We start from the raw sequence: 23,172 nt of genomic DNA, 5'->3' as shown, positions 1-23,172 counted from the left end.
GATATCATCTAGAAATTCTTATTTTCAGTCGCTAAAGCTCACATATCTTATGAAAGGAATCAGAGATGAAGATTACTCAAGAAGAAGTAAGTCACGTAGCAAAGTTGTCAAAACTGGCTTTTTCACCAGAAGAAACTGCTGAGTTTGCGACGACATTAACCAAGATTGTCGACATGGTCGAATTGCTCAATGAAGTGGACACGGAGGGTGTGCCTTTCACTTCTAATGTAGCTGCTAATATCAACTATATGCGAGAAGATGTGGCTCAGCCAGGTTGGAACCGGGAAGAGCTTTTCCAAAATGTACCTGAAAAAGAGCGGGGCTACATCAAAGTGCCTGCCATCCTAGATGACGGAGGAGATGCCTAATGACTTTTAATCACAAGACTATTGAAGAGTTGCATGATTTGCTGGTCAAGAAAGAAATTTCTGCGGTAGAGTTAACTCAGGCAACTTTGGCAGACATCAAAGAACGTGAAGCGGCTGTGGATAGCTTCATTACTGTCAGCGAAGAGGAGGCTTTGGCTCAGGCTGCGGCTCTGGATGCTAAGGGCATTGATGCGGACAATCTTATGAGCGGAATTCCGCTGGCAGTCAAGGATAATATCTCAACCAAGGGGATTTTGACGACGGCTGCTTCTAAGATACTCTACAATTATAAACCAATTTTCGATGCGACCAGCGTAGAGAAGCTTTACGGTAAGGACATGATTATCGTCGGGAAGACCAACATGGACGAGTTCGCCATGGGTGGTTCCAGCGAAAACTCTTACTTTAAGACGACTAAGAATGCTTGGGACAGCAGCAAGGTTCCTGGTGGCTCATCTGGTGGTTCAGCGACAGCTGTTGCTTCTGGTCAGGTTCGTCTATCACTGGGTTCAGATACGGGTGGTTCTATTCGCCAGCCCGCTTCCTTTAACGGCGTAGTCGGCCTCAAGCCAACCTACGGCCGGGTTTCCCGTTTTGGTCTCATTGCTTTTGGTTCTTCTTTAGACCAGATTGGGCCTTTCTCTCAGACAGTTAAGGAAAATGCTCAACTTCTGAATGTTATTTCTGGTAATGATCCTAAGGATTCGACATCATCACAAGAGGAAGTGCCAGACTTTACCAGCAAGATTGGCCAAGACATCAAGGGTATGAAGATTGCCCTGCCTAAGGAATACATGGGTGAGGGAATTGACAGCAAGGTCAAGGAAACGATTCTGGCAGCAGCCAAGCACTTGGAAAGTCTAGGAGCTATCGTTGAAGAAGTTAGCCTGCCTCACAGCAAGTACGGCGTGGCAGTCTACTATATTATTGCTTCTTCTGAAGCCAGTTCTAACCTGCAGCGTTTTGACGGTATTCGCTATGGCTACCGTGCAGAAGGCATTGAAAATCTAGAAGATGTCTATGTCAAATCTCGCAGCGAAGGCTTTGGTGAAGAAGTGAAACGCCGTATCATGCTGGGAACTTTCAGTCTGTCATCTGGTTACTACGATGCTTACTTCAAGAAAGCTGGTCAGGTTCGGACCTTGATTATGCAGGATTTTGCCAAGGTTTTTGAGAAATATGATTTGATTTTAGGTCCAACTGCACCAACGGTAGCTTATGACTTGGGCAGTCAAAACCAAGATCCAGTGGCTATGTATCTGGCTGACCTTTTGACCATTCCAGTCAATCTGGCTGGCCTGCCTGGTATTTCAATTCCAGCTGGCTTTGCAGATGGCCTTCCTGTCGGCTTGCAGCTGATTGGGAACCACTTTAATGAAGCGACCATCTATCAGGTAGCCGCAGCATTTGAAGCGACGACTGACTACCACAAACAGCAGCCAGTTATCTTTGGAGGTGAAAAATAATGAACTTTGAAACAGTTATCGGACTGGAAGTCCATGTTGAATTGAAGACCAATTCAAAAATTTTCTCACCAGCTCCAGCTCACTTCGGTGAAGATCCTAATGCCAACACCAATATCATCGACTGGTCCTTCCCAGGTGTTCTGCCTGTTATGAACAAGGGTGTCATTGACTATGGTATCAAGGCTGCTCTGGCCTTGAACATGGATATTCACCAGAAGATGCACTTTGATCGCAAGAATTACTTCTATCCGGACAATCCAAAAGCCTATCAAATTTCTCAGTTTGATGAGCCAATTGGCTACAATGGCTGGATTGAAATTGAGCTAGAAGATGGCACGACCAAGAAAATCCGTATCGAGCGGGCTCACTTGGAAGAAGATGCTGGAAAGAATACCCACGGTAGTGACGGCTACTCTTATGTGGACCTCAACCGCCAAGGGGTGCCGCTGATTGAGATTGTGTCTGAAGCGGATATGCGTAGTCCAGAAGAGGCCTATGCCTATCTGACTGCTCTCAAGGAAATCATCCAGTACACGGGCATTTCTGATGTCAAGATGGAAGAGGGCTCCATGCGGGTTGATGCCAATATTTCCATCCGTCCTTACGGCCAGGAAGAATTTGGTACCAAGACTGAGCTGAAAAACCTTAACTCTTTCAACTTTGTCCGTAAGGGTTTGGCATTTGAGGAAAAACGCCAAGCAGAAATCCTACGTAGCGGTGGTCAAATCCGTCAGGAAACCCGTCGTTACGATGAAGCAACTGGCGAAACCCTGCTCATGCGGGTTAAGGAAGGTTCAGCGGACTACCGTTACTTCCCAGAGCCTGATCTGCCTATCTTTGAGATTGAGGATGCTTGGATTGAGCAAGTGCGTAGCAGTCTGCCAGCCTTTCCAAAAGAACGCCGGGAAAAGTATGTGGGCGATTACGGTCTGTCTGACTACGATGCCAAGCAGCTGACAGCGACCAAGGCTGTGTCAGACTTCTTTGAAGCAGCTCTTGCAGCAGGCGGTGACGCCAAGGCTGTCTCTAACTGGCTCCAAGGGGAAGTGGCTCAATACCTCAATGCCGAAGGCAAGACCATCTCTGAGATTGAGCTTACACCTGAGAACCTGACTGAGATGATTGCTCTGATTGCAGACGGAACGATCTCCTCTAAGATCGCTAAGAAGGTCTTTGTTCATCTGGCTAAAAATGGTGGCTCTGCCAAAGAGTATGTACAGAAAGCCGGCCTGATTCAAATCTCAGACCCTGCGCAGCTTCTGCCAATCATCCAAGAAGTATTTGCAAACAACGAAAAAGCTATCAATGACTATAAGGGCGGCAATAAGAATGCGGCCAAGTCCCTGATTGGCCAGCTCATGAAGGCTACTAAGGGCCAAGCCAACCCACAAGTAGCACAAAAACTGCTCAATGAAGAGTTGGAGAAATTATAGAAATAAGTAGAAAACCAGTCGTGAGGCTGGTTTTTTATCTTTTCTTTAGCCATCAGTTGTGTTAAAATAATTAAAAAAACAAAGGAGTCTTTATGTCAGAAATTAAAATCAAACGCGAGACAGGTTTTGTAGGGATTATTGGTAAGTTTCCAGTCTTTATCGATGGTCAGAAAGTTGGCGCAATCAAAAACGGAGAAGAGGCTGTTTTTCCAATCGCAGCTAATGAAGCAGAAGTCCGTGCTGGATCTGCTCCTATGAAAACCAAGCCAGTGACAGTTAAATCAGGGCAGACCTTGCTGATTGAAACAAATTTTACTAATTTTTCTATTTGTTTGGGAACTTTAGTAGTTGCTCTTCTATTTGGTGGATTGCTTCGTGCGATTCTCTTGATTCTTTATATTGTTTTAATGTTCCTTCTTCCTTTCTACTCAGCTAGAATTGCAGAATAAACTTGATACCAGCAGATGCTGGTTTTTTGTATGTTATTTTTTGAAAATGTAGCTAATCTTTTGACAAGATTTCTGAAAGGGTTTACAATAAAACTAACAAATTATAAAGCGAGGTATGTTTATGGCAAAAATGAATGCTGCGCGTTGGTATGGCGCTAAAGATGTTCGTATTGAAGAAGTGGATGTACCGGAAGTCAAACCACATCAGGTTAAAATTGCTGTCAAGTTCACAGGAATCTGCGGAACTGACTTGCATGAATATCTGGATGGACCGATTTTTATTCCGACAGAAACAGAGCATGTCTACTCTGGTCAGAAAGCGCCTGTGACCTTGGGACATGAATTTGCTGGAGAAATTGTTGAGGTCGGCAGTGCCGTGACACGGGTCAAGGTTGGCGATCGAGTAACAGTTGAGCCTATTTTGGCTAAGCATAATCTTGTCGGTGATTACAATCTGGACCCCGATCTAAACTTTGTCGGTTTGGCGGCAGACGGTGGTTTTGCCAAATACTGTGTTTTGGACGGTGACATTGTTCACAAAGTTCCAGACAGCCTTAGCTATGAGCAGGCAGCTTTGACAGAACCTGCTGCTGTGGCTGTTTACGCGGTCCGTCAGTCAGCTCTTAAGACGGGCGATACTGCGGTTGTCTTCGGTTTGGGGCCAATCGGGCTCTTGATTGTTGAGGCATTGCGGGCAGCCGGTGCCTCTAAGATTTATGGTGTCGAGTTATCTCCAGAACGCCAAGCCAAGGCAGAGGAGCTTGGGGCCATCATTGTGCGGCCAGAAGAAGGCGAAGACATGGTAGCTGCTATTCATCGTTTAACTGGTGGTGGGGCAGATGTGTCTTATGAAGTGACTGGAGTGCCGGTTGTGCTGGGGCAAGCTTTGGCTGCTGTTCACAAGGCAGGGGAATGTATGGTGGTTTCTATCTGGGAGCGAGAAGCCAGCGTTAATCCTAATGAATTTGCTATTCAAGAAAAAACGCTCAAGGGTATTATCGCCTATCGGCATATTTTCCCTAAGGTGCTGGAACTGATGGAGCAGGGTTATTTCTCTGCTGACAAGCTTGTGACCAAGAAGATTAAGCTAGAGGATATTGTGCAAGAAGGCTTTATCGAGCTGACTCAGGACAAGGCGCAGATCAAGATTTTGGTATCGCCAGAATAAAATCTTTGCTTAATCATGAGACGAAAATCAGTCAAAACTGGCTGATTTTTCTTTATGGTTTGTGCTGTAATAAGCAAAGATATAGAAAGAGGTTTGGAATGTCAAAAGTTTTGAAAGGGAACATCTTTTCCTACACGGTCTTTTTAAAGGGTACTTCCCTGATAGGTCCTGTCAAATCCAGTCTTCTAGCTTCCATTGATCCTATTTCAACGATCTTCTTTGCTTTTTCTGATGAATTAGCGTTTTTATGTCGTTGATCTGGTAGGGATTGTTATGATTTTAATAGCTGTTTTGCTCATTTCCTTAAAGATTTATGGCTGCAAAAAAAGAAAAAGTCCTGCAGACTCTCTTAGTTGAATCATTATATATGGGAGACAAAAAGGATAATTAAAAAAGGAGTTGACTCTTCAATCAACTTCTTTTTATTTGGAGACCATTTTCCAGAAAAAATCAATGATATAGGTCAATCCGTAGGTATAGATGACGAGAGTGATAGGCTTGCAGAGAAGGATAATCAACATGTACTTTTTGAAAGTCATCTTGGTCAGGGCCGCCAGCATGCAGAGAAAGTCGGCTGGACTGATGGGCCAAATCATCATGAAAATAAAGAAGCGCTCAAAGCGGTTGCCCTTATCCAGCCAGCCGATATATTTATCATAAGTACTCTTGCTGACGACAGACTGGACAAAAGCCGGACCGTAGGTACGAGCTAGGTAAAATATAATAGCGCAGCCAATGACGATACCGATATAGTTATAAATGGTGCCGATGATATGGCCGTAGATGAAAACGCCAGCGACAGAGGTCAGGGCGCCAGGGATAATGGGCACTACCGTCTGTAGAATCTGCAGGAAGATAAAGAGGGGTGGACCCCAGATACCTGCCTGCTGGATAAAGGCTGAGAGAGTTTCCTTGGACTGGAGAATACCTGCGAAATATGCCCAAAGACAAAAAGCCACCGTTCCTAGAGCACCAATGGCGGACGACCAGTTGATAATCTTTTGCAAAAGAGGGGAAACAGCTTGCATCTGCCTGTTTTTTTCTGCCATACAAACCTCCAGAACATTTATACTATCACCACTATAATATCATCTTTTTTCCTTTTTGTAACACTTGAGGCTGTAAGTGCCAAAAAGCCTATTTTATGCTATAATAATGAGAATACGAATTTTTGGAGAGAGATGTGGCGATTGAAGATTATATGCCGGACTTTGCGGTCGAGGCAGTTTACGATTTGACAGTAGAGAGTTTGAAAAGACAGGGTATCAAAGCGGTTTTGGTGGATTTGGATAATACCTTGATTGCTTGGAATAATCCTGATGGGACCCCAGAGATGAAGAAGTGGCTCCATGATTTGCGGGACGCGGGCATTCGGATTATTGTGGTGTCCAATAACAATCAAAAACGGGTCAAGCGGGCTATTGAAAAGTTTGATATTGACTATGTCTACTGGGCGATGAAACCCTTCACTTGGGGAATTGATCGGGCGCTCAAGCTTTTTCATTTTGAAAAAAAGGAAGTGGTCATGGTGGGCGACCAGCTCATGACGGATATTCGGGCAGCTCATCGGGCTGGGATTCGTTCGATTTTGGTCAAACCGCTGGTCGAGCACGACTCTATCAAAACCCAGATCAATCGGGCGCGTGAACGCCGTGTGCTTAAGAAAATTACTGAAAAATACGGCCCAATTCAATACAAAAAAGGAATTTAAGCATGGAAGAACTTCTCTGTATCGGCTGCGGAGCCCCTATTCAGACAGAAGATAAGGGCAAGCTAGGCTACACGCCCCAGTCAGCCCTAGAAAAAGGCTTGGAGACGGGTGAACTCTATTGTCAGCGCTGTTTCCGCTTGCGCCATTATAATGAAATCAGCGACGTCCAGCTGACGGATGATGACTTTCTGCGGCTTCTGCATGAGGTTGGAGATAGCGACGCCTTGGTCGTCAATGTTGTCGATATTTTTGACTTTAATGGATCGGTCATTCCTGGTCTGCCTCGCTTTGTCGCAGGAAATGATGTTCTCTTGGTCGGAAATAAAAAAGATATTTTGCCTAAGTCGGTCAAGGACTGCAAGGTGACCCAATGGCTGACGGAGCGGGCTCACGAAGAAGGCCTGCGTCCAGTCGATGTGGTCCTGACCTCTGCTCAGAACAAGCAGGCAATTAAGGACTTGATTGACAAGATTGAGTACTGCCGCAAGGGACGTGACGTTTATGTGGTTGGCGTGACCAATGTGGGCAAATCCACTTTGATTAACGCGATTATTCAGGAAATCACGGGCGATAAGGATATTATTACGACTTCGCGTTTCCCGGGTACAACTCTGGACAAAATCGAGATTCCTTTAGCGGACGGCAGTCATATCTATGATACGCCGGGCATTATCCATCGTCACCAGATGGCTCACTATCTTTCTGCTAAGAATCTCAAATACATCAGTCCTAAAAAGGAAATCAAGCCCAAAACTTATCAGCTCAATCCTGAGCAAACCCTATTTTTGGGTGGTTTAGGCCGCTTTGATTTTGTGGCAGGCGACAAGCAGGGCTTCACAGCGTATTTTGACAATGAGCTCAAGCTCCACCGAACCAAGTTGGAAGGCGCCAGTGGCTTTTATGACAAGCATGTCGGCAGTCTCTTGGTGCCGCCGGTTGGCAAGGAAAAGGAAGAATTTCCAGCCTTGGTCAAGCATGAATTTACTATCAAGGACAAGACGGATATCGTCTTTTCTGGTCTGGGTTGGATTCGCGTCAGTGGTCCTGCCCGAGTAACCGGATGGGCTCCAGAAGGTGTGGCGGTTGTCACTCGGAAAGCGATTATATAATACTCAAGAAACAAAGGGGAATAAATCTCCTTAAAATAAGGAAGGAAAAGGCTGTGAACAGTGATGAGACAAGCAAGTCCCAACTGACTCAAGCCTTATATAAGAACATGACACTAACATCAAAACAAAGAGCCTTTCTCAACAGTCAGGCACATAGTCTCAAACCTATCATTCAGATAGGGAAAAACGGGCTCAACGACCAAATCAAAACCAGCGTCCGTCAGGCACTGGATGCCAGAGAACTGATCAAGGTTACGCTCTTGCAAAATACGGATGAGAATATCCATGAGGTCGCGGAGATTCTGGAAGAAGAAATCGGAGTGGATACGGTGCAGAAGATTGGCCGGATCTTGATTCTCTACAAGCAGTCCAGCAAGAAGGAAAATCGCAAACTCTCTGTCAAAGTCAAGCAAATTTAAGGAAAAATTTCTGTGGAGATGTCAGCCTATGGCTATTGAATTACTGACCCCCTTTACCAAGGTGGAATTAGAACCAGAAGTTAAAGAAAAAAAACGCAAGCAGATTGGCATTTTAGGTGGGAATTTCAACCCTGTCCACAATGCTCATTTGGTCGTGGCGGATCAGGTCCGCCAACAGTTAGGCTTGGATCAGGTCTTGCTCATGCCAGAGTACGAGCCGCCGCATGTGGATAAGAAAGAGACCATTGATGAAAATCATCGGTTGAAAATGCTGGAGCTGGCTATCAAGGGCATTGCAGGACTAGGAATTGAGACCATTGAGTTGGAACGGAAGGGAATTTCTTACAGCTACGACACCATGAAGCTCTTGACAGAGCAACATCCCGATACGGACTATTACTTTATCATCGGTGCAGATATGGTGGACTATCTTCCTAAGTGGTACCGGATTGATGAGCTGGTTGAGCTGGTTCAGTTTGTCGGTGTTCAGAGGCCGCGCTACAAGGCTGGGACATCATACCCTGTTATCTGGGTGGATGTGCCCCTCATGGATATTTCCTCCAGTATGGTGCGGGATTTTCTGGCTCAGGGACGGACTCCTAATTTCCTGCTGCCGCAGCCAGTGCTAGACTATATCAAGAAAGAGGGGCTTTATCTATGACCTATGAAAGCTATATCAGTATGGGCCGTGAGGCCTTGCTGGCTAAGATGGAAACAGTCATGTCGGAGAAACGCCTGCGACATTGTCTAGGTGTGGAAAAGGCCGCCCGAGAATTAGCAGAGCGCTTCGGTCTTGATGTCGAAAAAGCGGGTCTGGCAGGACTCCTGCACGACTATGCTAAGAAGGTTTCGGATGAGGATTTCCTATCCTTGATTGACAAATATCAACTGGATCCTGACCTGAAAAAATGGGGCAATAATGTCTGGCATGGCATGGTGGGTATTTATAAGATTCAGGAAGATTTAGGCATCAAAGATGCTGAGGTTCTGCGAGCCATCGAGATTCATACAGTGGGCAGTGGCACCATGTCTGAGCTGGACAAGGTCGTCTATGTCGCCGACTATATCGAGCACAACCGGGACTTTCCGGGAGTGGACAAGGCCAGAGAGCTAGCTCAGCGGTCGCTCAATCAAGCCGTGGCATACGAAACAGCAAGAACAGTAGAGCATTTGGCTCACAAAGGAATGCCCATCTATCCGCAGACCTTGGAGACTTACAATGCCTTTGTAGGATATTTGAAGGAAATAGAAGAATGAAAACAGCTCTAATCATTATAGATGTACAAAATATCTTAGTGGAGACAGGTTTTCAGTCTGATAAAATGATGGATAAAATTTCCTTTCTGCAGCGTCAGGCTAGGAGTAAAGGTGTCGAAATTATCTACATTCAGCATATTGAAAATCCAGAAGATAGTGCATTGGAAGAATGGCAGTTGTCTTCTCTCTTGAATAGAAAGTCAGATGAAAAGGTTTTTCAGAAGAAGTATAATAGTATTTTTAAAGAGACAGGTTTGAAGGATTACTTGGATAAAGAAGATATTGGCCGTCTAGTTTTATGTGGAATGCAGACAGAATATTGTGTAGATGCATCAGTTAAAGTTGGATTCGAATTTGATTATAAACTTGTCATTCCAGAAGGTGCTTTTACAACTTTTGATGGAGAAGACGCTTCGGCAGAAAAAATAAATACTTTTTACCAAAAAATTTGGGACGGACGTTTTGCGGAAGTTCTAGATTACAAAAATATTTTTAATTAAAGAGGAACTATGAAAGAACAAGAATTATTGGAACTGGTCGTGAAAGCGGCCGATGAAAAGCGTGCAGAAGATATTGTGGCTTTGGACTTGCAAGGTCTGACTACTGTGACAGATTACTTTGTCATCGTCAGCTCGATGAACAGTCGTCAGCTGGATGCGGTAGCTGAAAATATCCGTGAGAAAGCTGCGGCGGCGGGTGTTTCTGCTGGTCATGTTGAGGGAGACGCAGCTGGTGGCTGGGTTCTCTTAGACTTAGGCGGCGTGGTCGTCCATGTCTTTTCTGAGGAAATGCGGGCGCATTACAATCTGGAAAAGTTATGGCATGAAGCAACTGGTGTGAATGTTGCAGCCTTATTGGAAGAAAAAAACAAGTGATTTTTTGCCCTTGGACAGAAAGCAGAATTCGGCTCAGTCAGCCTGCTGGCTGGGCTATTTTTGAAAGGAAAAGTATGGCAACTTATGAAACCTTCGCGTCGGTTTACGATGCGATTATGGATGATTCTTTGTATGAGAAGTGGACGGATTTCAGTCTGCGTCATTTTCCCAAGGATAAGAAAAGGCTGCTGGAGTTGGCCTGTGGTACGGGCATTCAGTCTATTTATTTTAAGCAGGCTGGTTTTGATGTAACGGGGTTGGACCTTAGTCAGGAAATGCTGGATTTGGCGGAGAAACGTAGCAGAGAGGCCGGTTTGGATATTCCCTTTATCCAGGGCAATATGCTGGATTTGAGTGGTGTTGGTCAGTTTGATTTGGTGACTTGCTATTCGGACTCGATTTGCTATATGGAAGACGAAGTCGATGTCGGTCAGGTCTTCACTCAAGTTTACCAGCATCTAAATGAGGGTGGTCGCTTTATCTTCGATGTGCACTCGATTTACCAGATTGACGAGGTTTTTCAAGGCTATTCCTATCATGAAAATGCTGAAACCTTTGCCATGGTATGGGATTCCTATGCGGACGAACCGCCTCATTCCATCGTGCATGAGCTGACCTTCTTTGTCCAAGACGAAGATGGGCGCTTCACGCGCCATGATGAGGTGCATGAGGAGCGGACCTATGAGATTCTGACCTATGATATCTTGCTGGAGCAGGCTGGTTTTAAGAATGTCAAGGTTTACGCGGACTTTGAGGACAAGGAGCCGACTGACAAGAGCGCTCGCTGGTTCTTTGTGGCGGAGAAATGAGATGACAGTAACTGGTATTATCGCAGAGTTTAATCCTTTTCATAATGGGCACAAATATCTGCTGGAGCAGGCTTCTGGTCTGAAAATTATCGCTATGAGTGGTAATTTTGTTCAGCGAGGGGAGCCGGCTATCGTGGACAAGTGGACTCGGGCACAGATGGCTTTGGAAGCTGGAGCGGATTTGGTCCTTGAGCTGCCTTTCTTGGTCAGCGTTCAGGCGGCAGACTTTTTCGCTAAGGGGGCAGTAGACATCTTAGAGAGACTGGGCATCGAACAGCTGACTTTTGGGACCGAGGAAGTGTTGGATTATGAGAGAATTTCCAAGGTCTATGGTGAAAAGTCAGAGCAGATGGAGGCTTATCTAGCTGGACTGCCTGATTCCCTATCCTATCCCCAGAAGACTCAGGCCATGTGGCAGGAGTTTTCAGGACTCAATTTTTCAGGCTCTACTCCCAATCATATCTTGGGCTTGGCTTATGCCAAGGCTGTGGCGGGAAAGGCTATAAAGCTGTGTCCGATTCAACGTCAGGGGGCTGGTTATCATTCCTTGTTAGCTAATGAGGAATTCGCCTCCGCAACTGCCCTTCGTCAGAATTTGGATCAGCCAGACTTTCTCAAAAAATTCACTCCAGCCTACCACTTGCTTGACATGGCACCCAAGGTGACCTGGGCAGACCTCTTTCCTTATCTCCGTTACCAGATAATGACAAGTCCGGATTTGACAGACTTTTATCAGGTCAACCAGGAGTTGGCCGTTAGGATTAGAGAGGCCTTGAAAAACAGTGAGACTATAGAAGAGTTGGTTGAGCAGGTGGCGACCAAGCGCTATACCAAGGCTCGGGTTCGGCGTCTACTGACCTATATTCTGGTCGGAGCTAGACGAGAAGAAGTTCCATCAGGAATCCATATTTTAGGCTTTTCCGAGCAGGGGCGCCAGCATTTATCCAAGTTTAAGGGAAATGTTGAATTGGTCAGTCGTATCGGCAAGGAGCCATGGGATGGTCTAACCCAGCAGGCTGATAAGGTCTATCAACTAGGCAACTCTGCACTTAGGGAACAGAATTTTGGACGGGTTCCGATTATGAAAGATAAGTAAGGCTGAATGTTCAGCCTTTTTGCTTTGTTTGCGACTGTAAATAAAAAATGGTATAATAAACAAATAAATTTGTTTTTGCTAAGGAGCATGATTTGCTTTTTAGCGGTTTGACTGTAGGTATGAAAGCTAGCATTCGGTCAATAAAACATTGCTGTGCTGATTGAATGCTTATCTTTCCTATCCATGTCTCAAAGGAGGAAGACTCATGAAATTCAAAAAGATTACCTTTATGGCACTTACAGCTTTACTGACGCTTAGTTTAGGTGCTTGTAGCTTGATTGGGCAGAAGCATTCTCAAAAGAATCAAGGTGGGACTGAGAATAGCTCCCGTGAGAGCCAGAAGAATACTTCTTCTGACGATATTGAAGAACTCTTGGAGAAAGCAGAAACTGCGAATGAAGATCTAACTTCAATGAAAATGAAGGTGAAATTATCTATCACTGTAGATGGTTCCAATAAAACTCAAACGATGAGCGGAGACCTTCTCTATGATAAAAGCACGGATGAACTGGCCAAGGGGCATTTAGTAATAGATGGAAAAGAGAGCGGTCAGGAGAGTTATCAAGAAGCGATTATGCCAGGTGGAGAGGATAAACTTTTGTATACTCGTTCTTCTAAAAATGGAACATGGACTAAGCAAGAAATGGGAAGCGGGGCAGATTATTATGTTCAGCCCGATTATTTCAAACTCATGGATGGCTTTTATCAAATGGCTGATGATGTCACTGTAAAGGAAAGCGGTGATGAATATGTCTTTAAATTAAGCAGTAAAAATGCTGACTTGCTGGGGCTCTTTGGTGAAGAATTCAAACTAGAGCTGACAGGTGTTACTCAGGCTGATATGGATAAAACGTTAGAAGTACGCTTGGATAAAAAGACCTTATTCTTAAAAGACTTTAAGCTAGGTCTATCTTATAAGGGTGAAGAAGGTAGTTTGGATGTTCAAACAGATACTCAATATTCTGACTGGAATAAGGTAGAGGAAGATGAGTTTAAAGCGCCTCAGTAAAGCATAAGCAAAACGATTAGCTGAGAAAGAAAGGAAAAGTCATGCCTTTATTATTTGCTTTTCGCTATCGTAGGGGACTCTATTTGACCATAGTCATCTTAGCATCTGTTTTTTTAGCCTTAGGCATCATTTTCGGCGCTTTAGCTTCCTTACTCTTGTTTTCAATTGATAAAGCCATGCCTGGATCAGGAATACGTTCGTTCAGTTTGCCTTTTATACTTGCTTTTTTCATGACTGCTGTAGTCGAAATCTTTGCAATAGTTCATGCGGGACGTAAGCTGAGTAAAAATTGCTTTGTTCTTGCGGGAACAGAGTGGGGCTTGACCGTGCGAGGCGCTTTCTTGAAAGAGCATAGCTTTGCTTGGAATCAGCTGGAAAGTGTCTTTTACCGGCCGGCTTGGGGCCGAACTTCTGACGGGCAGGTTTCTTTTCGACTGGGAGTCAGGCACTATCGGAGAGACTACCTATATGTCAAGCCTTATCATGGTAAGTCCGTCCGAGTAGATGTCACATTTTTGGATGGCAGAATAGAGGATGTTTTTGCCTGCTTAAGCAGGTGCAAACCGGATTTGCCTATTGTGAAAAATTATCAGTGATATTTTTGATGGATTTCGGTAAAGGACCGTTATGACAGGCCTGCCGGTTTCGGGAAATAGAATGTACCGTCCAGTTGCTCTTTTAGCGACTGGATTTTTTATGGAATTGAAAACAGAAATCAATTTTGTATCGATTTTAGCCTAGTAGAAGTTGAAGAAACCAACCAGAATCTTCTAGGAACAATCATTTTTTCTTAGTGATTTTTCTGATTCCCTGTGTTATAATAAGAAAGATTAAAAATGTAATTTATCAAAAGGAGAATCTCCAATGGGACGTAAATGGGCCAATATTGTGGCAAAGAAAACGGCCAAAGACGGCGCGAACTCAAAAGTATATGCTAAGTTTGGTGTGGAAATCTATGTAGCAGCTAAAAAAGGTGATCCAGATCCAGAGTCTAACACAGCTTTGAAATTCGTTATTGACCGAGCTAAGCAGGCTCAGGTGCCGAAGCATGTCATTGACAAGGCCATCGATAAAGCAAAAGGAAACACTGACGAAACCTTTACCGAAGGCCGCTATGAAGGATTTGGGCCAAACGGCTCTATGCTGATTGTCGATACTCTGACTTCAAATGTCAATCGAACTGCAGCCAATGTTCGTGCTGCTTTTGGTAAAAATGGCGGTAATATGGGAGCTAGCGGCTCTGTATCTTATCTTTTTGATAATAAAGGCGTGATTGTCTTTGCGGGTGACGATGCCGACAGCGTCTTTGAACAGCTGCTGGAAGCGGATGTGGATGTTGATGATGTTGAAGCAGAAGAAGGAAGCATCACTGTCTATACAGCGCCAACTGACCTTCACAAGGCTATCGTGGCTCTGCGTGAATCTGGCATTCAAGAATTCCAAGTAACCGAGCTGGAAATGATTCCTCAGTCTGAAGTAGAGTTGACTGGTGAGGACCTCGAAACCTTTGAAAAACTTTATAGCGTTTTAGAAGACGACGAAGATGTCCAAAAGATCTATACGAATGTAGATGGATTCTAAAGATACTTGACCTGTAGTTGGAGCTACAGGTTTTTCTGTGATGAGAAGCCTCAAACTGTATTTACCAGCGCAGCTAAGTATGGTGAAATAGAAAGGTCATATTATTAAGTTATTAAGGAGACAATGATGAAAAAAGTATTTCAATACACAACCTTGCTTTTAGCAGGAATGAGCTTAACTGCCTGTGCCTTGCTTCCGACTCCAAATCAGGATCTTACAAGTAAGCAAAGTCAGGAGAAGAAGGACAAGAAAGTAGCCAGCAATGGACAGGTAGATATCAAGATTAAGGAAGGCCAGTTTATTTTGCCAAGCAATGGGGCCGCTGATTCAAAATACTTAGCTTTGTCATTGGAAATTAAGAATAAAACAGATGAAAAAATCATGATTTCCTCTTCAGACATTGGCTTTTATGATTCAGAAGGTGAGAAAATCCAGCCGGTCGGAGTTTATGATGATGCAGAAAACTTTAAAATACTGAAATATGAAGATTTAGCTAAGGGAAAGACTCTTTCTGGTTATCTTGTATTTAAGGTTGAAAAGGATAAAAAATATGAGCTGCACTATGAGAAGAAAACTTATGATGCTGATGAGAAAACAGAAGAAATCAAGCTAAATGTTGATCCTTCGAGCTATCCTGATCAAATCGAAGATTCAAAGAAACTAGCTTCTGATTATCTGAATGCCGTTTTCTTAGGTGGAGACGCCAAAAGCAAAGACAAGGCAAAGTCATCCAAGGGCAAGGAAGATTTTGTCTTGGGCGGTAATTTGGAGCAAGATAAAAATGACTTTAGAGCAGCTTTTGCTGAAGACTTCAAACGTAAATTGCATGACTATCCCTTTACTGATAAGGAAGTCAATACCTTTATCGATGCCTATGTGGAAAATAATGCAAAACGCTCCGAAATTTCTTATACAGTAGCCCAGTACATGCCGAACGAGATAGTGATCAAGATTAAACCGAGAACGGTCAGTCTAAGTAAAACCATCCTGAACTACAGTAAAGAGTTTTCTGACAAGCATCGTTCTGAGTATGCGAATCTTTCGGAATTCTATAAAGCACAGGATAAGAATTATGCTGATGACATGATGGCTGGATTGGACTCACGGCCGCTTCTCACTCCAGAACGAGATTATCAGTTGAAATTTGTCAAAACTGATGGCAAATGGGTCTTGGAGCGTGATTTTTCTTATGAATCTATTGTCATCTCTTTTGAAGGTGATATATCATAATTCTAAAATTGGAGAGCTAATGATTGATTATTTGCTCTCTATTTTTGTGTCCTCGTCCAGCTTTGTGCTATACTGGATGGTAGCTAGGTGTATTCGAGTAAAGGAGTCTGCCATGAAAAAATTTTATGATAAACTGATGCAAACGCGGCATTATCTTCATCAGCATCCAGAGCTGTCTGGGCAGGAATTTGAGACGACGGCTTTCCTAAAAGGCTATTTGGAAGATTTGGAGATTAGGATTTTAGAATCCGGTCTGAAAACGGGCCTAGTTGCCGAGGTTGGCTCTGGCAAGCCTGTTATTGCCCTGAGAGCAGATATCGATGCTCTGCCCATTTTGGAGCGGACTGGTCTGCCTTACGCCAGTCAGAATGCAGGCGTCATGCACGCTTGCGGCCATGATTTTCATCAGACCAGCCTCTTGGGGGCAGCGGAGCTGCTCAAGTCTATGGAAGGAGATTTGAGAGGGACGGTTCGTCTGATTTTTCAGCCAGCTGAGGAAACTTCTCAGGGAGCCAGTCAGGTTCTTGCGACTGGTTTACTGGACGATGTGTCAGCTATTGTCGGCTTTCACAATATGCCCCAGCTTAAGGCGGGACAGCTGGCGCTTAAAGCTGGAGCCATGATGGCTGGGGTTGAGAAGTTCAAGGTTGAGGTAGAAGGAGTCAGCAGCCATGCGGCTAGGCCAGATCTGGGTGTTGATACAGTATTGACCTTAACCAGTATGATTCAAAATCTGCAGCCTCTAGTGGCCCGTACTGTGTCTCCTTTTGAAGCGGTTGTCTTATCTGTGACTCATATCGAAGCAGGAGCGACTTGGAATGTACTGCCGCAGTCGGGCTTTTTTGAAGGGACCATCCGCAGCTTCAATCCGACCTTGCAGCAGCGTTTCAAGGAAGACTTTATCCGAATTGTAGAGAATACAGCTGAGAATTTTGGAGCTCAGGTCAGGATTTCTTGGGACCATACTCCGCCAGTGACCTATAATGACCCCGATTTGGCCGAGCTGCTCTATGAGCACTCACAGAATCTGGCTGAGGTCCTACCAGCCAGTCCTTCCTCGGCTGGAGAAGATTTTGCCTTTTATCAGGAGAAGCTTCCGGGCGTTTTTGCCTTTATCGGCTCAAATGGGGCAGAAAATGCTCCTGACCTCCATCACGACAGCATGGTCATTGACGACGAAGCCTTCAAAGTTTCCGTTCCTTACTATGTCGAAAGTGCTCTCTTTCTCCTGCAACACTACAGGCAGAAAGTCTGGTGAATGACTGCCTCAAAGCTGATAAAGAAAAGCTATCACCTCCATAAAAAATATATAATGGTCAAGTTTCTCCTTATTTGATATGATAAAGAAAGACTTTTTAGGAGGAATTCGAAATATGAACCTGAAGAAAACCTTGAAATACTTCTCTCTGGCAGCCGTCAGTGTCTTGGCCATTGGTGCCTTGGTGGCTTGCTCATCATCAAGTGAGAAGAAAACAGAAAAAACAAAGGTAGAAGTCGGAACAGTGGGAACGACCAAACCATTTTCATACGAGGATAAAGACGGTAAACTGACTGGCTACGATATCGAAGTCCTTCGTGCTATTTTTAAGGACTCAGATAAGTATGAAGTCAATTTCAATAAGACCAAGTGGGCTTCTATTTTCTCAGGTCTGGACAGTGACCGTTACCAGATTGGTGCAAATAATATCAGCTATTCTGAAGAACGAGCTGACAAATATCTCTATGCTAGTCCATATGCGAAAAATCCAACAGTTTTAGTTGTCCGTAAGGGTGAGGGAATCAAATCGCTGGATGACATTGGCGGCAAGTCTACTGAGGTAGTTCAGGGGACTTCAACAGCTCAGCAACTAGAGGACTACAACAAGGAGCATAGCGACAAACCGACAAAAATCAATTATACGGATGGAACCATTCAGCAAATTTTAGCCAATCTCAATGACGGCCGTACGGACTATAAGATTTTTGAGCGCATAACTGTAGAGTCTATTATCAAAGACCAAGACTTGAAAAATTTGGAAGTGATTGAACTTCCAAGCGACCAGCAGCCTTATGTCTATCCGATTATTGCAAGCGGTCAGGAAGACTTGCAAAAATTTGTCAACAAGCGAATCAAAGAACTCTATGAGGATGGTACGCTTGAAAAATTATCACAAGAATTCTTTGGCGGCTCTTACCTGCCAGATGCAAAAGACATCAAGTAAGAAATCCCATCAAGTCCAGTCTGCAATTTGGTTGATTAGACTTTGAACCAAGAAATACGATAAGGGCGGGGAAGCTGATTTCCCCAGCCCTTTATCTGCTGTTAATAGGAGTAACGCATGCCTTTCTCAACTGAGACTGAACAAATCAAGAAATTTGAAAACGACGAGGTAGCCCAGCACTATTTTGAAGTGCTGCGGACCTTGATCTCTAAAAAATCGATCTTTGCCCAGCAGGTTGGTCTTCAGGAAGTAGCCAATTATTTAGGAGAGATTTTTACAGCTGCAGGTGCCAAGGTCATGATTGACGACAGCTATACTGCTCCATTTATTTTGGCGGAGTTTCTTTCTTCAAATCCTGCTGCTAAGACTATTATTTTCTACAACCACTACGATACAGTGCCGGCAGATAATGACCAGCCTTGGACCAATGATCCCTTTACACTGTCAGTTCATTACGGGGTCATGTATGGGCGAGGAGTGGATGATGACAAGGGGCACATTACTGCTCGTCTGACGGCCGTTCGCAAGTATATTCGAGAGCACGGGGATTTGCCAGTCAATATCATCTTTATGATGGAAGGGGCAGAAGAGTCCGCTTCGACAGACTTAGATAAATATCTGGCCAAGCATCGCAAACGCTTGCGAGGAGCGGATTTGCTGGTCTGGGAGCAAGGCAGTCGCAATAATCTAGGGCAGCTAGAAATCTCGGGCGGTAACAAGGGAATTGTTACCTTCGATATGACGGTCAAAAGTGCAGATGTAGATATTCATTCTAGCTTCGGCGGTGTTATCAATTCAGCTTCTTGGTATTTGCTCAATGCTTTATCCAGCTTGCGCAGTCCAGACGGCCGCATCTTAGTTGAAGGCATCTATGAGCAGGTTCAAGATCCAAATGAACGGGAGCTGGCCCTAATTGAGGAATATGCCCTGCGGACTCCTGAAGAGTTGAGTCAAGTCTATGGCTTGAAATTACCGGTTTTGCTGGACGAACGTAAGGAATTTCTCCGTCGCTTTTACTTTGAACCTTCGCTGAATATTGAAGGATTCGGATCAGGCTATCAAGGCCAAGGGGTCAAGACCATTTTACCTTCAGATGCCCAGGCTAAGATGGAGGTTCGTCTGGTGCCAGGACTGGAGCCAGAGGATGTGTTAGACAAGATTCGTCAGCAGCTGGACAAGAATGGCTATCCAGCGGTTAAGCTGACCTATACCTTAGGAGAGATGAGCTATCGCAGTGACATGAGTGCGCCTTCCATTCTCAATCTTATCGAGCTGGCTAAAGATTACTACCAAGAGGGCATCTCTGTTCTGCCGACTTCAGCTGGAACTGGTCCGATGCACACGGTTTATGAAGCCTTGGAGGTTCCTATGGCGGCGTTTGGACTTGGAAATGCTAATAGCCGAGACCATGGAGGAGATGAGAATGTGAAAATTGCTGACTACTATACGCACATAGAGCTCATTCAAGACTTGATTGGCAGTTATCGTCGAGCTGACTAGCGGGAAAGGAAGGCTTATGCTATACTCTATAAGAAAAGACAAACTGAAGCAGGCTGGCTTCTTTTACCTCTTTTATTTCCTAGCCATGATCTTAGGCGTCTTGGTTGGGCTTCTATTTGACCACTCCGGCAATATGTTTTACGCTCCAGCTTTTACAGCTTTCTTTGGCGGAGTTCTGTTCATCTTCTATACAGAGAAAATAAAGACCTTCGGTCTGATCAGCGGCTTAGGCTGTCTGCTAGGTTTCTTCTTTCTGCTCAGTCGACATGGCTTTGGAGCCTTTCTACCAGGTTTGATTTGTGGTGTTTTAGCGGATCTGATAGCTCGGTCAGGCAGCTATCAAAGGACTGTTAGAAGCTTGCTGTCTTTTATGGTTTTCAGCTTTAGCACAGCGGGTCCTATTTTCCTAATGTGGCTGGCGCCCAAGCAGTATGAAGCTAGTCTTCTTGCCAGAGGAAAGACTCAGGCTTATATCGAGCAAGTCATGCTTAAGCCAGAACCCAGCTTAGTCCTTTGGTTTGTAGCCAGCATTTTACTGGGCGCTTTACTTGGAGCCCTGTTAGGAAGGAAAATCCTTAAAGCGAGACTTTCCAAGTCAGCTTCGGTCTAAATACCATTGAAAATATAACTAAGGAGAAAATATGAACAATTTACTCGTACTCCAGTCGGATTTTGGTCTGGTAGATGGAGCTGTGTCAGCCATGATTGGAGTGGCGCTAGAAGAGTCGCCCACTCTGAAAATTCATCATCTGACTCACGATATCACCCCTTACAATATCTTTGAGGGAAGCTATCGTCTCTTTCAGACAGTTAATTACTGGCCGGCAGGAACGACCTTTGTGTCAGTAGTGGATCCGGGTGTGGGCTCCAAGCGTAAGAGTGTGGTAGCCAAGACTAAAAAAGGTCAGTACATCGTCACGCCTGACAATGGCACCCTGTCTTTCATCAAGAAGCATGTCGGCATTGAGGCCATTCGGGAAATTTCTGAAGTGGAAAATCGCCGCAAGGATACGGAGCATTCTTATACTTTCCACGGCCGTGATGTCTATGCCTATACAGGTGCTAAGCTAGCCAGCGGCCATATCAGCTTTGAAGAGGTTGGACCAGAACTCAAGGTCGAAGACATTGTCGAAATTCAGGTAGTCGAAACTACGCTTGCGGATACTTATGTCAGCGGAGCTATTGATATCCTGGATGTCCGCTTTGGCTCTCTTTGGACCTCTATCACGCGCGAAGAATTCTACACCTTAAAACCAGAATTTGGCGACCGCTTCGAGGTTACCATCTACAATAATGACATGCTGGTTTATCAAAACCAAGTAACCTATGGCAAGTCCTTTGCGGATGTCCGCATCGGTCAGCCTATCCTCTATATCAACTCCCTCTATCGGGTTGGCTTAGCGATTAACCAAGGTTCCTTTGCTAAGGCCTACAATGTTGGTGTCGGTGCCCAGTGGCATATTGAAATTAAGAGAATTGAAAATTAAGGAAGAAGAAAATGAAAAATAATACAATCAGAAACGTAGTCGCAACAGGAATTGGAGCAGCCCTATTCGTGGTCATCGGAATGATCAATATTCCAACGCCTGTACCCAATACCAGCATCCAGCTCCAATACCCTCTGCAAGCTCTTTTTAGCGTCATCTTTGGACCAATCGTCGGTTTCCTTATGGGCTTCATTGGCCATGCCATTAAAGACGCTATGAGCGGTGGCGGACTTTGGTGGTTCTGGATTGCCGGCAGCGGGGTCTTCGGTCTATTGGTTGGCTTCTTTAGAAAATTCTTCCAAGTGGAAGAAGGCAAATTTGAAGTCAAGGACATTATCCGCTTTAACTTGATTCAGTTTGGAGCCAATGCAATCGCTTGGATAATCGGCCCGATTGGTGACGTGATTGTGTCTGGTGAGCCGGTCAATAAGGTTATTGCTCAAAGTATTGTAGCAATTCTGGTGAATTCTGCGACAGTAGCAGTCATCGGAACTGTCCTTCTGACTGCCTATGCTCGCACTCGTACCCGCGCAGGAAGTCTGAAAAAAGATTAATCATAGTAATTTCTATCTAAGAATAGCTGCCTATACGACTGGGCGGCTTTTTTGCTAGTGGAGAATCATAGAGTTGTCAACTAGGAACTGGATAATTTAAGAAATTCATGACTTCCTAAAACTACTTATAATATAAAACGATATATTTAGACGAGCTAAAAAACAAGAGCAAATGTTATAACAGCTCTTGCAAATCTGAATTTTGCAGATTTTCCTAGCCTTTTTTTGAAAACGCTTTAAATTTGTACTATAATAGAGAACAGGAGTCAGTAAGTTCGTTGCCAACGAATCAAGATTAACCAAAGATTTGAATAGTTTAAAGTCCTTGGTTTCTTATGTGACTCAGCTAGTTCCAACGTGTTATTGATGATTGTGCCTCCAGTGTTTTAGCAGCAGAATCAGCTGCCCTGACGGCTGGATGTCTGGACCTCTAAGATATAGATATGGTTTGGGTAGAAAAGGTTTCAGTTGAGTTGGTTGTGACTTGCAATTTTTGCACTTCTTGATTCGTAAAAGAGAGCCCTTTTAATCTTTAGGCTCAGGGATCATCGAATTCCAATGTGTATTTTAGGTAAAATTGGTCAGTTTGGCTGGATGGCCTTTATGATGACCATTGTTGTATTTGTTCTACTTGTTGTGATGACAAGTGCTATTTTTAATAAAGGCTTCAATTAAGAAGCCTAGGAGGACATGTGGTATGAAATTTTTCTTAGATACAGCTGATGTGGTGGCTATCAAAGAGATTAATGAATTAGGGGTTGTGGATGGCGTAACAACTAACCCAACAATTATTTCACGTGAAGGCCGCGATTTTAAAACGGTTATTCAAGAAATCTGTGAGATTGTAAGTGGTCCTGTCAGTGCAGAGGTTACTGGCTTGACAGCACCTGAAATGATTGCGGAAGCACGGGATATTGCTAAGTGGGCTGATAACGTTGTTGTCAAAATTCCAATGACAACAGAAGGTTTAAAAGCTGTCTCTGTCCTTTCAAAAGAGGGAATTAAAACGAATGTTACCTTGATTTTTACAGTTTCTCAAGGACTCATGGCTATGAAAGCCGGAGCTACCTTCATCAGTCCTTTTGTTGGACGTTTGGAAGATATCGGAACAGATGCCTATCAACTGATTGCAGATTTGCGCACGATTATTGATATTTATGATTTTGAAGCTGAAATCATTGCAGCTAGTATTCGTAATTCAGCACATGTTGAAGCTGTTGCAAAACTTGGTGCTCACATTGCGACCATTCCGGATAATTTATTTGAAAAAATGACGCAGCACCCACTGACTACCAACGGAATAGCCCAATTTATGAAGGATTGGGAAGCATTTAAAAAATAAGTTTTGGGGTAGGTATGGGAAATAGAAGTCTCTGCCTCTGACTAAATGTTAAGCAGACCATAGCGACTGAGAAGACTTTGGCTCTTTGTCACCAGAGCTAGGTTGCTG

General features: G+C 44.3%; 27 protein-coding genes and 1 pseudogene. 26 read left to right on the top strand and 2 right to left on the bottom strand.

Annotated features, from left to right (window positions below):
* The first annotated feature begins 65 nt into the window (after positions 1 to 65).
* The 6 genes and pseudogenes from gatC to D8877_RS12375 form a co-directional block, all read left to right on the top strand.
* Positions 66 to 368, top strand: coding sequence for an Asp-tRNA(Asn)/Glu-tRNA(Gln) amidotransferase subunit GatC (gene gatC, locus D8877_RS01345; RefSeq protein ID WP_002896305.1), 303 nt, complete (start codon positions 66 to 68; stop codon positions 366 to 368).
* Positions 368 to 1,834: an Asp-tRNA(Asn)/Glu-tRNA(Gln) amidotransferase subunit GatA gene (gene gatA, locus D8877_RS01340; protein ID WP_002911890.1), complete on the top strand. Its 1,467-nt coding sequence runs from the start codon at positions 368 to 370 to the stop codon at positions 1,832 to 1,834. The genes gatC and gatA overlap by 1 nt, the downstream gene beginning before the upstream one ends.
* A complete protein-coding gene (gene gatB / locus D8877_RS01335; RefSeq protein ID WP_002903948.1) occupies positions 1,834 to 3,267 on the top strand; it encodes an Asp-tRNA(Asn)/Glu-tRNA(Gln) amidotransferase subunit GatB in 1,434 nt (477 codons plus the stop codon). The genes gatA and gatB overlap by 1 nt, the downstream gene beginning before the upstream one ends.
* 92 nt (positions 3,268 to 3,359) lie before the next feature.
* A complete protein-coding gene (locus D8877_RS01330) occupies positions 3,360 to 3,716 on the top strand; it encodes a hypothetical protein (protein ID WP_125352163.1) in 357 nt (118 codons plus the stop codon).
* 121 nt (positions 3,717 to 3,837) lie between these two features.
* The gene (locus D8877_RS01325) at positions 3,838 to 4,884 is read left to right on the top strand and encodes a 2,3-butanediol dehydrogenase (protein WP_125352161.1); all 1,047 of its coding nucleotides are present in this window, start codon (positions 3,838 to 3,840) and stop codon (positions 4,882 to 4,884) included.
* 107 nt (positions 4,885 to 4,991) lie between these two features.
* Positions 4,992 to 5,241: pseudogene (locus D8877_RS12375) on the top strand (EamA family transporter); the annotation flags it as partial.
* A 65-nt stretch (positions 5,242 to 5,306) separates the two neighbouring features.
* Here the strand turns inward: D8877_RS12375 and D8877_RS01315 are convergent.
* A complete protein-coding gene (locus tag D8877_RS01315) occupies positions 5,307 to 5,933 on the bottom strand; it encodes a TVP38/TMEM64 family protein (protein ID WP_002907112.1) in 627 nt (208 codons plus the stop codon).
* 134 nt (positions 5,934 to 6,067) lie between these two features.
* On the opposite strand from D8877_RS01315, the gene D8877_RS01310 reads away from it, so the two are divergent.
* The 10 genes from D8877_RS01310 to D8877_RS01265 all read left to right on the top strand — a co-directional run bounded on the left by D8877_RS01310 (position 6,068) and on the right by D8877_RS01265 (position 13,169).
* The gene (locus tag D8877_RS01310; protein ID WP_185760138.1) at positions 6,068 to 6,595 is read left to right on the top strand and encodes a YqeG family HAD IIIA-type phosphatase; all 528 of its coding nucleotides are present in this window, start codon (positions 6,068 to 6,070) and stop codon (positions 6,593 to 6,595) included.
* A 2-nt stretch (positions 6,596 to 6,597) separates the two neighbouring features.
* The gene (yqeH, locus tag D8877_RS01305; RefSeq protein WP_125352158.1) at positions 6,598 to 7,704 is read left to right on the top strand and encodes a ribosome biogenesis GTPase YqeH; all 1,107 of its coding nucleotides are present in this window, start codon (positions 6,598 to 6,600) and stop codon (positions 7,702 to 7,704) included.
* A gap of 107 nt (positions 7,705 to 7,811) precedes the next feature.
* Complete coding sequence (gene yhbY, locus D8877_RS01300; RefSeq protein ID WP_002896287.1) at positions 7,812 to 8,123, top strand: ribosome assembly RNA-binding protein YhbY; 312 nt, start codon at positions 7,812 to 7,814, stop codon at positions 8,121 to 8,123.
* 28 nt (positions 8,124 to 8,151) lie between these two features.
* Positions 8,152 to 8,784, top strand: coding sequence for a nicotinate-nucleotide adenylyltransferase (locus D8877_RS01295; RefSeq protein WP_125340502.1), 633 nt, complete (start codon positions 8,152 to 8,154; stop codon positions 8,782 to 8,784).
* Positions 8,781 to 9,380 (top strand): bis(5'-nucleosyl)-tetraphosphatase (symmetrical) YqeK, encoded by a 600-nt coding sequence (gene yqeK, locus D8877_RS01290; RefSeq protein ID WP_125340504.1) that lies wholly within the window; start codon positions 8,781 to 8,783, stop codon positions 9,378 to 9,380. Before D8877_RS01295 ends, yqeK begins: the two co-directional genes overlap by 4 nt.
* Positions 9,377 to 9,880: a cysteine hydrolase family protein gene (locus D8877_RS01285; protein WP_125340507.1), complete on the top strand. Its 504-nt coding sequence runs from the start codon at positions 9,377 to 9,379 to the stop codon at positions 9,878 to 9,880. Before yqeK ends, D8877_RS01285 begins: the two co-directional genes overlap by 4 nt.
* A gap of 9 nt (positions 9,881 to 9,889) precedes the next feature.
* On the top strand, positions 9,890 to 10,255 hold the full coding sequence (gene rsfS / locus D8877_RS01280; RefSeq protein ID WP_002898109.1) for a ribosome silencing factor: 366 nt from the start codon (positions 9,890 to 9,892) through the stop codon (positions 10,253 to 10,255).
* A 74-nt stretch (positions 10,256 to 10,329) separates the two neighbouring features.
* On the top strand, positions 10,330 to 11,064 hold the full coding sequence (locus tag D8877_RS01275; RefSeq protein WP_125340509.1) for a class I SAM-dependent DNA methyltransferase: 735 nt from the start codon (positions 10,330 to 10,332) through the stop codon (positions 11,062 to 11,064).
* A gap of 1 nt (position 11,065) precedes the next feature.
* Positions 11,066 to 12,160 carry a nucleotidyltransferase gene (locus tag D8877_RS01270; RefSeq protein WP_125352156.1) on the top strand — a complete coding sequence of 365 codons (1,095 nt, stop codon included), beginning with the start codon at positions 11,066 to 11,068 and terminating at the stop codon, positions 12,158 to 12,160.
* Positions 12,161 to 12,365: 205 nt separating this feature from the next.
* Positions 12,366 to 13,169, top strand: a complete 804-nt coding sequence (locus D8877_RS01265; RefSeq protein WP_002911901.1) for a DUF6612 family protein — start codon at positions 12,366 to 12,368, stop codon at positions 13,167 to 13,169.
* Between the two features lie 79 nt (positions 13,170 to 13,248).
* Here the strand turns inward: D8877_RS01265 and D8877_RS12260 are convergent, their stop codons facing one another.
* Positions 13,249 to 13,401 (bottom strand): hypothetical protein, encoded by a 153-nt coding sequence (locus D8877_RS12260; RefSeq protein WP_002901012.1) that lies wholly within the window; start codon positions 13,399 to 13,401, stop codon positions 13,249 to 13,251.
* Between D8877_RS12260 and D8877_RS01260 the strand changes: the two genes are divergently transcribed.
* The 10 genes from D8877_RS01260 (at position 13,400) to fsa (ending at position 23,064) form a co-directional block, all read left to right on the top strand.
* Complete coding sequence (locus D8877_RS01260; RefSeq protein WP_002901011.1) at positions 13,400 to 13,765, top strand: hypothetical protein; 366 nt, start codon at positions 13,400 to 13,402, stop codon at positions 13,763 to 13,765. The genes D8877_RS12260 and D8877_RS01260 overlap by 2 nt on opposite strands.
* A gap of 268 nt (positions 13,766 to 14,033) precedes the next feature.
* A complete protein-coding gene (locus D8877_RS01255; protein ID WP_002901009.1) occupies positions 14,034 to 14,750 on the top strand; it encodes a YebC/PmpR family DNA-binding transcriptional regulator in 717 nt (238 codons plus the stop codon).
* Positions 14,751 to 14,873: 123 nt separating this feature from the next.
* Positions 14,874 to 15,980, top strand: a complete 1,107-nt coding sequence (locus D8877_RS01250) for a DUF4352 domain-containing protein (RefSeq protein WP_185760137.1) — start codon at positions 14,874 to 14,876, stop codon at positions 15,978 to 15,980.
* A gap of 112 nt (positions 15,981 to 16,092) precedes the next feature.
* The gene (locus D8877_RS01245; RefSeq protein WP_125340519.1) at positions 16,093 to 17,238 is read left to right on the top strand and encodes a M20 peptidase aminoacylase family protein; all 1,146 of its coding nucleotides are present in this window, start codon (positions 16,093 to 16,095) and stop codon (positions 17,236 to 17,238) included.
* 115 nt (positions 17,239 to 17,353) lie between these two features.
* The gene (locus D8877_RS01240) at positions 17,354 to 18,181 is read left to right on the top strand and encodes an amino acid ABC transporter substrate-binding protein (protein ID WP_125340521.1); all 828 of its coding nucleotides are present in this window, start codon (positions 17,354 to 17,356) and stop codon (positions 18,179 to 18,181) included.
* A 117-nt stretch (positions 18,182 to 18,298) separates the two neighbouring features.
* Positions 18,299 to 19,681 carry a M20/M25/M40 family metallo-hydrolase gene (locus tag D8877_RS01235; RefSeq protein WP_125340523.1) on the top strand — a complete coding sequence of 461 codons (1,383 nt, stop codon included), beginning with the start codon at positions 18,299 to 18,301 and terminating at the stop codon, positions 19,679 to 19,681.
* A gap of 16 nt (positions 19,682 to 19,697) precedes the next feature.
* The gene (locus D8877_RS01230; protein WP_125340525.1) at positions 19,698 to 20,291 is read left to right on the top strand and encodes an MptD family putative ECF transporter S component; all 594 of its coding nucleotides are present in this window, start codon (positions 19,698 to 19,700) and stop codon (positions 20,289 to 20,291) included.
* A gap of 31 nt (positions 20,292 to 20,322) precedes the next feature.
* The gene (locus tag D8877_RS01225; RefSeq protein WP_125340527.1) at positions 20,323 to 21,168 is read left to right on the top strand and encodes an SAM hydrolase/SAM-dependent halogenase family protein; all 846 of its coding nucleotides are present in this window, start codon (positions 20,323 to 20,325) and stop codon (positions 21,166 to 21,168) included.
* Between the two features lie 11 nt (positions 21,169 to 21,179).
* The gene (locus tag D8877_RS01220) at positions 21,180 to 21,722 is read left to right on the top strand and encodes an ECF-type riboflavin transporter substrate-binding protein (protein WP_125340529.1); all 543 of its coding nucleotides are present in this window, start codon (positions 21,180 to 21,182) and stop codon (positions 21,720 to 21,722) included.
* Positions 21,723 to 22,419: 697 nt separating this feature from the next.
* A complete protein-coding gene (gene fsa / locus D8877_RS01215) occupies positions 22,420 to 23,064 on the top strand; it encodes a fructose-6-phosphate aldolase (RefSeq protein WP_125340531.1) in 645 nt (214 codons plus the stop codon).
* Positions 23,065 to 23,172: the final 108 nt, after the last annotated feature.

Source organism: Streptococcus sanguinis, from assembly GCF_003943735.1.
GTDB lineage: Bacteria > Bacillota > Bacilli > Lactobacillales > Streptococcaceae > Streptococcus > Streptococcus sanguinis_E.
The sequence above is the reverse complement of the archived record's forward strand: the minus strand, read 5'-3'. Positions and strand labels throughout refer to the sequence as shown.

Coding starts and splice junctions, on each gene's coding strand:
- gatC (WP_002896305.1), top strand. CDS start 66: ATGAAGATTACTCAAGAAGAAGTAAGTCACGTAGCAAAGTTGTCAAAA.
- gatA (WP_002911890.1), top strand. CDS start 368: ATGACTTTTAATCACAAGACTATTGAAGAGTTGCATGATTTGCTGGTC.
- gatB (WP_002903948.1), top strand. CDS start 1,834: ATGAACTTTGAAACAGTTATCGGACTGGAAGTCCATGTTGAATTGAAG.
- D8877_RS01330 (WP_125352163.1), top strand. CDS start 3,360: ATGTCAGAAATTAAAATCAAACGCGAGACAGGTTTTGTAGGGATTATT.
- D8877_RS01325 (WP_125352161.1), top strand. CDS start 3,838: ATGGCAAAAATGAATGCTGCGCGTTGGTATGGCGCTAAAGATGTTCGT.
- D8877_RS01315 (WP_002907112.1), bottom strand. CDS start 5,933: ATGGCAGAAAAAAACAGGCAGATGCAAGCTGTTTCCCCTCTTTTGCAA.
- yqeH (WP_125352158.1), top strand. CDS start 6,598: ATGGAAGAACTTCTCTGTATCGGCTGCGGAGCCCCTATTCAGACAGAA.
- yhbY (WP_002896287.1), top strand. CDS start 7,812: ATGACACTAACATCAAAACAAAGAGCCTTTCTCAACAGTCAGGCACAT.
- D8877_RS01295 (WP_125340502.1), top strand. CDS start 8,152: ATGGCTATTGAATTACTGACCCCCTTTACCAAGGTGGAATTAGAACCA.
- yqeK (WP_125340504.1), top strand. CDS start 8,781: ATGACCTATGAAAGCTATATCAGTATGGGCCGTGAGGCCTTGCTGGCT.
- D8877_RS01285 (WP_125340507.1), top strand. CDS start 9,377: ATGAAAACAGCTCTAATCATTATAGATGTACAAAATATCTTAGTGGAG.
- rsfS (WP_002898109.1), top strand. CDS start 9,890: ATGAAAGAACAAGAATTATTGGAACTGGTCGTGAAAGCGGCCGATGAA.
- D8877_RS01275 (WP_125340509.1), top strand. CDS start 10,330: ATGGCAACTTATGAAACCTTCGCGTCGGTTTACGATGCGATTATGGAT.
- D8877_RS01270 (WP_125352156.1), top strand. CDS start 11,066: ATGACAGTAACTGGTATTATCGCAGAGTTTAATCCTTTTCATAATGGG.
- D8877_RS01265 (WP_002911901.1), top strand. CDS start 12,366: ATGAAATTCAAAAAGATTACCTTTATGGCACTTACAGCTTTACTGACG.
- D8877_RS01260 (WP_002901011.1), top strand. CDS start 13,400: ATGACTGCTGTAGTCGAAATCTTTGCAATAGTTCATGCGGGACGTAAG.
- D8877_RS12260 (WP_002901012.1), bottom strand. CDS start 13,401: ATGAAAAAAGCAAGTATAAAAGGCAAACTGAACGAACGTATTCCTGAT.
- D8877_RS01255 (WP_002901009.1), top strand. CDS start 14,034: ATGGGACGTAAATGGGCCAATATTGTGGCAAAGAAAACGGCCAAAGAC.
- D8877_RS01250 (WP_185760137.1), top strand. CDS start 14,874: ATGATGAAAAAAGTATTTCAATACACAACCTTGCTTTTAGCAGGAATG.
- D8877_RS01245 (WP_125340519.1), top strand. CDS start 16,093: ATGAAAAAATTTTATGATAAACTGATGCAAACGCGGCATTATCTTCAT.
- D8877_RS01240 (WP_125340521.1), top strand. CDS start 17,354: ATGAACCTGAAGAAAACCTTGAAATACTTCTCTCTGGCAGCCGTCAGT.
- D8877_RS01235 (WP_125340523.1), top strand. CDS start 18,299: ATGCCTTTCTCAACTGAGACTGAACAAATCAAGAAATTTGAAAACGAC.
- D8877_RS01230 (WP_125340525.1), top strand. CDS start 19,698: ATGCTATACTCTATAAGAAAAGACAAACTGAAGCAGGCTGGCTTCTTT.
- D8877_RS01225 (WP_125340527.1), top strand. CDS start 20,323: ATGAACAATTTACTCGTACTCCAGTCGGATTTTGGTCTGGTAGATGGA.
- D8877_RS01220 (WP_125340529.1), top strand. CDS start 21,180: ATGAAAAATAATACAATCAGAAACGTAGTCGCAACAGGAATTGGAGCA.
- fsa (WP_125340531.1), top strand. CDS start 22,420: ATGAAATTTTTCTTAGATACAGCTGATGTGGTGGCTATCAAAGAGATT.